General features: G+C 38.1%; 6 protein-coding genes and 1 pseudogene. 5 read left to right on the forward strand and 2 right to left on the reverse strand.

Features of this window, described 5'->3' with window-relative positions; translation table 11 throughout:
- The 4 genes from WA010_RS03765 to WA010_RS03780 all read left to right on the forward strand — a co-directional run.
- Positions 1-184, forward strand: a 184-nt coding sequence (locus WA010_RS03765; protein ID WP_422555830.1) for a hypothetical protein, incomplete at its 5' end; no start/stop codon positions are given.
- A gap of 56 nt (positions 185-240) precedes the next feature.
- Entirely contained in the window at positions 241-1,251 is a 1,011-nt protein-coding gene (locus WA010_RS03770) for an efflux RND transporter periplasmic adaptor subunit (protein ID WP_422555831.1), read from the forward strand.
- 12 nt (positions 1,252-1,263) lie between these two features.
- Positions 1,264-2,796: an HD-GYP domain-containing protein gene (locus tag WA010_RS03775; RefSeq protein WP_422555832.1), complete on the forward strand. Its 1,533-nt coding sequence runs from the start codon at positions 1,264-1,266 to the stop codon at positions 2,794-2,796.
- Between the two features lie 48 nt (positions 2,797-2,844).
- Entirely contained in the window at positions 2,845-3,423 is a 579-nt protein-coding gene (locus WA010_RS03780; protein ID WP_422555833.1) for a hypothetical protein, read from the forward strand.
- Positions 3,424-3,514: 91 nt separating this feature from the next.
- On the opposite strand, the gene WA010_RS03785 is transcribed toward WA010_RS03780, so the two are convergent.
- Together WA010_RS03785 and WA010_RS03790 are read right to left on the reverse strand one after the other, a co-directional pair.
- On the reverse strand, positions 3,515-4,339 hold the full coding sequence (locus tag WA010_RS03785) for an iron-binding protein (protein WP_422555834.1): 825 nt from the start codon (positions 4,337-4,339) through the stop codon (positions 3,515-3,517).
- Complete coding sequence (locus WA010_RS03790; RefSeq protein ID WP_422555835.1) at positions 4,336-4,767, reverse strand: iron-sulfur cluster assembly scaffold protein; 432 nt, start codon at positions 4,765-4,767, stop codon at positions 4,336-4,338. Before WA010_RS03790 ends, WA010_RS03785 begins: the two co-directional genes overlap by 4 nt.
- Before the next feature lie 59 nt (positions 4,768-4,826).
- Between WA010_RS03790 and WA010_RS03795 the strand changes: the two are divergent.
- Positions 4,827-5,097, forward strand: a pseudogene (locus WA010_RS03795) (YgiQ family radical SAM protein); the annotation flags it as partial.

Below are 5,097 nucleotides of genomic sequence, written 5' to 3' on the forward strand. Positions count from 1 at the left end.
TGTTATGGCAATGGGGTGGTATGATGTTGAAAAAGAAAAAGCGTTAGCCATAGCTGTTGTTTTTCATCTTTTATTGAATATCGTTCCTGTAGTTTTAGGGGTATTAATAATGGTAATGAAAAAAGTATCAATAACAAATATGGTACATATGGAAGAACGAAGGAATCTTAGTGATTCTAATTAATTTGTTAAATAAAGAGGAGTGAAAATATGGTGTCGATGAAATCTTTTGGAATAGCAATGGCTGCAGCGGCATTATTATTGTCCGGTTGTGTCAAATCAGCTGAAGAAAAAGAAATTAAAGAAGTTAATAACGAGACTGTTTTAAGGCTTGAAGGTTATGTACGTCCAATAGATGAAGCCAAAGTTAAAACATCTATCGCAGGTGAGATTGAGATAGTATTGAAACGAAATGGAGACCGTGTTACAAAAGGTGATGTAATTGCCGTTTATAATAAACGACCGATTTTAATAGAAATGGAAAAGGTTAGAGCTAAAATTCGTGCCAAAGAGCAGGCATTAGGTCATTATCGAAAAGGTGGTGGAGGTGGTCCAGAAAATCAAGCTGTAATCGACAATGCAAAACTTCAATTACAAAAAATTGCGCAGCTTTATCATATGGGCGCTGCAAGTAAAATCGAGTTTGACAATGCTGAAGACCGTTATTTGACACTGTTGGTCAGTGAAGAAAGTCGTCGTTTCAGTGAATCTTCTCAATACAAATCGCGAGCAGAAGACCGTGGTGCTTTGCAAGAATATTACGGAGAACTTGCACGATTGCAATATGAGTTAGAAAGAATTAATATTATTGCAGCTACAAACGGTTTTTTGACCAATTTTAAGCTTCAGTCGGGACAGAGTGTTTCGGATAATACTGATATTGGTGAAATTGTCAACATCGATAATGTTATTGTTTACGGTGCGCTTGCTACAGGACTTTTTCCATATGTAAAGGAGGGACAAAAAGTGAAAATCTCATTTTTGACCACTCCAGGAATTACGCGTATGGGTATAATTGATCGGATTGTTCCTGTGGTAGATCCTCAATTGGGACGGATGGTGATACAGGTTCCTTTAAAAAATCCTAATTATGCATTACAGCCATCGGTCAAAGGGCTAATTGAAGTTTCTCTGAGTAAGCGTGATCAGGCAAAAGTTCGACAAACGTATTATGAATCAGATAAGCGTTCAAAATATGTTGATGATAAAAGCAATATTAACGGCGATTACACAAAAATGCAAAAATATTAAGAGGAGACAAACATGGCAAGCTTTGAAGAGAGCCGTTATATTGCTAATACCGCAATCCCCGAACAAGTTGAATCGGTAAAAGAGGATGCAGGATCGTTGATGGATACTGTCCCTATGCTAATATGGTTGCTTGTCATTGCTGCTCTAGTAGGTGTTATAATAAAATTTGTAAGACAAAATCGTAAAAGTGCTGAGAACTTACGAAAAAATCTAGAGATAATTGAAAAATTTTCCAATGCTGAAAGCGGTATTGAAATAGAAAAAGTATTTCAGGATATATGTCAAATTGCAGGTGCGGAACATTTGGCAATGTATATAAAAAAAGATGAATGGTATAGACTCTCTTTTGAGATAAATACTGTTGCAAATGCCAAAAATTCAAGTATCCCATTATTGCTTTCACCTTCTGAATCACATAAAGATGGGCTTAAATCCGGAAATTTTTTTATTACCCATTTTGTAGAAAATAAAGATACGGCTGTAATTCGGGTTTATACGCGAGATCATCCGATACAGCAAGATAGTGAGTTGTACAATCAACTGCAAATTTTATGTGCAAATGGGATGAGAGTTCATACATTGCTTTCGATGGAACTAACCAGTGTACGTAAATCGCATATAGCAAATATTACTTCAAGACTATCATCATCATTTTTATCATGGCAGTATGATCGGGAACGTTTTTTCTTTTTTATCTCGCACATTATTATGAAAGCGGCTCATGCTGAGGAAGTTCTGATCAATGATGAAAAAAATTTTCGTAGTTATCATTATGGAAAAAATAATGCTGTGGGTATTGGCAAAGATTTTTATATCCACCATTCCGGATGTCGTATGACAGTAGTAACACCGTTGCCTCTTGATACTGTGCAACTTAATACGATTGGAAGTTTTGTTGACTCATCGTATTCACTTTTTGTTAAAGAAGAAGATAATCTAAAAAATGCAGAGGAATATTTAAACTTTTTAGTGCACTCAAATGAAGCTATGGAGCTAGAATTTCCTTATTTTAAACATCACTCCGATATGGTGTGTAGTGTAGCATTACGATTGGCTAAAAGTTTGCAAATCGATACAAAAAGTATGAAAAATCTTGAAATTGCGGCAAAAATACATGATATCGGTATGATAGCTGATGTCAGTTTCTCATTGGGAAAAGGGGAAAAACTCACTCAAGAAGAATTAGATACTATTCGTAACCATCCGTTGTATGGAAGTATTATTGTTGAACCACTTAACCAAATTTTCCAAATTTCAGATTTAATTAAATCTCATCATGAACGATATGATGGTCAGGGATATCCGCTTGGTCTATTGGCTGATGAAATACCATTACCAGGGCAGATTCTTGGCTTTGCAGAACATTTTACTGGGCTAATTAGTGACCGTTCATACCGCCCTGGGCAATCTTTCAATAAAGCAACTGAAGAAGTTAAAAAGATGTCAGGTCAAGCATTTAATCCTGTAATAGTTCGAGCTTTTGAACAGGAATCAGACAATATTTTTAATGATTTAAGCTCTTTTAAACCTAATTTGACTCGATAACCAATATTCTGTATGAAAGTAAGACAGAAACGTATATATGGATTAGTTTTGTTTGTAGGTTTAATCTTTTTGGCCGCATGTTCTGAACCAGTGTCAATAGATATTCAATCACCTCGCTCAAAAGTTCATACTGATAGATCGATTGAAATCATGAAGATTGATGAAGATTCCAAACAATTTATGATTATCGGAAAAATCTCACCTCCTAATGCATTATTAAGCGTTGCATATGATGGCGATTGTGGGAAATCATATTATGAAGATATCGATATGATCGATGGATCTTTTTCTATATCCATTGCATCCTCTGTTAAAGGAGTCGATTTATTTGTATATTCTCCTAAAGGAAGTGTGGTATCAAAATACATTATTATTGATTACAAAAAACAGGATAATATGTTTCTTGGAAATGATTGTGATTATTTATCAGTACGTCGATTCAATGAATCAAAGTCAGTAGCTTATATGGATGATCAAGGGTGTTATGAGATAGGATATAAATTTGGTATGTGCTCGTCACGAGAACGTCTTGGCATGGAATGCCCACCTGACACAAATGTCTCTATACCTTTTTGTTGCCGTGACTTACCGGAAACAAAAGCGGGTATAGAAGCCGGTAGAATTTAATTATAAAGAACTTATCCTTTTTTACGGGTAAGGACAAACGCAAAAACAGCGATAACCGCCAGCAGAATAAAAATATTTCCTTGTTCTTCCATTATATTTCCTTTAACAATTTTTTCATAATCTCGATGTGATAGCTCTCTTGGTAATTGATGAACTCAAAAAAGTTGGAGAGTTTTTCATCACGGATAGCACTTGAGAGTTTGCGGCACTCCTCTTTGGCATTTTCCTCTTCGATGATCCAGTCCGTGAGGAATTTTTCCATATTGGTTATTTGATAGGTGCGAGGATGGAGCGTTCTTGGCAGTGCCAAAATTCCCATTTTTGCCATCATTTCAGCGAATGAACGGAGATGAAAGTGCGATTCGTCGATCAAATCTTGAAAATGACTCACTTGTGCCGCGGTAGTAGCACGGATTTGGCGGTAAAAGTAGATCATGATGAGTTCGTACTCTTTGTACAGCTCCTCAAATAAAAAGAGGGTTAATGCATCGGTTTCTGCTGGAGTGAGTAGGGCATCGGGCCAAGTGCGGGATCGATTGAAGGCACTGAGTGGTTCATTAAGAGTGGTTGTTAGATAGGTGTTCAACGTTCTGAAGATATAGGCTTCATCGTGAGCCATTCGCTCGCAAAGCGGTTCTTCTGTGTATAATAGATGGAGAGATTTGATTTCGTCGATGGTTGTTTGCAGCAGATCAAAAAATGTTTCACTCTCGATACTAAATCGGTTATCTCGCTCATAATCATAATCTACACTGTTTTCATAAAGTGATCCGGCAACCCATTTGAGATGACGAAACTCGATTTGGGAAAATTCGTACAGACGGCTTTTGATCTTATCATCTTTAACCGAGAACGACATAAAGGCTATTCTTAGCCACAGTTGGTGTTTTGCTCTAAAAAGAGTCGCGTCCATCATACCTCTACCTCACATTCCATACCGATTTCGATGGCGTGCAAATCTTCGAATGATCCTTCTAATTTTTGTTGCTGGTGGATTTGTGCCGCTTCGAAAGCGGTGAGTACCATTTGAGCACACGCTTGTTGTTTTACCGGCCCCAGTGCCACTTTTTCACGAAGTTTTATTGCTGCGCTCTGAGCATATTCGAGAGATTCGCCTTTAATCATCTCAGTGAACATTGATCCTAAAACCACCGTATCGTGACAGCCGTTGGTGGCATACCCGACATTTTCGAGGATATCGTTTTTCGCATCGAGATAAAAAATGACAAACTCACCGCTTTGTTCCGAGTGTCCCACACCGACACCGCTTGGGTTTTCGAGCGGACCGTAGTTACGAGGGTGCATGAGATGCTCGATGATCTCTTGATTTAGATTATTTTCCATTTGATTATTATAACGCAGGTTGAACCTCTTTGTAAGAGTCCTCACCGTACAATCGCACTATGAAAACCATAACCCCCGAACATCTCCGTTATTTACCCACTACCCGTGCCGAAATGGATGCACGTGGATGGGAACAATGTGACGTAATTCTCATTAGTGGTGATGCCTATATCGATTCACCCTTTATCGGGGTTGCCGTGGTAGGACGGATATTGGAACGGGAGGGGTATCGTGTCGGGATTATCGGACAGCCCGACATCACTACAGATGATGTGATGCGTTTAGGGGAACCGAAACTCTTTTGGGGGGTGAGCGGCGGGAGCGTCGATT

Origin of the sequence: Sulfuricurvum sp. (assembly GCF_049305995.1) — a bacterium.
Taxonomy (GTDB): domain Bacteria; phylum Campylobacterota; class Campylobacteria; order Campylobacterales; family Sulfurimonadaceae; genus Sulfuricurvum.

Excerpts from the sequence above, each read along its gene's own strand:
- WA010_RS03770 (WP_422555831.1), top strand. The coding sequence starts at position 241 with ATGGCTGCAGCGGCATTATTATTGTCCGGTTGTGTCAAATCAGCTGAA.
- WA010_RS03775 (WP_422555832.1), top strand. The coding sequence starts at position 1,264 with ATGGCAAGCTTTGAAGAGAGCCGTTATATTGCTAATACCGCAATCCCC.
- WA010_RS03790 (WP_422555835.1), bottom strand. The coding sequence starts at position 4,767 with ATGGAAAATAATCTAAATCAAGAGATCATCGAGCATCTCATGCACCCT.
- WA010_RS03785 (WP_422555834.1), bottom strand. The coding sequence starts at position 4,339 with ATGATGGACGCGACTCTTTTTAGAGCAAAACACCAACTGTGGCTAAGA.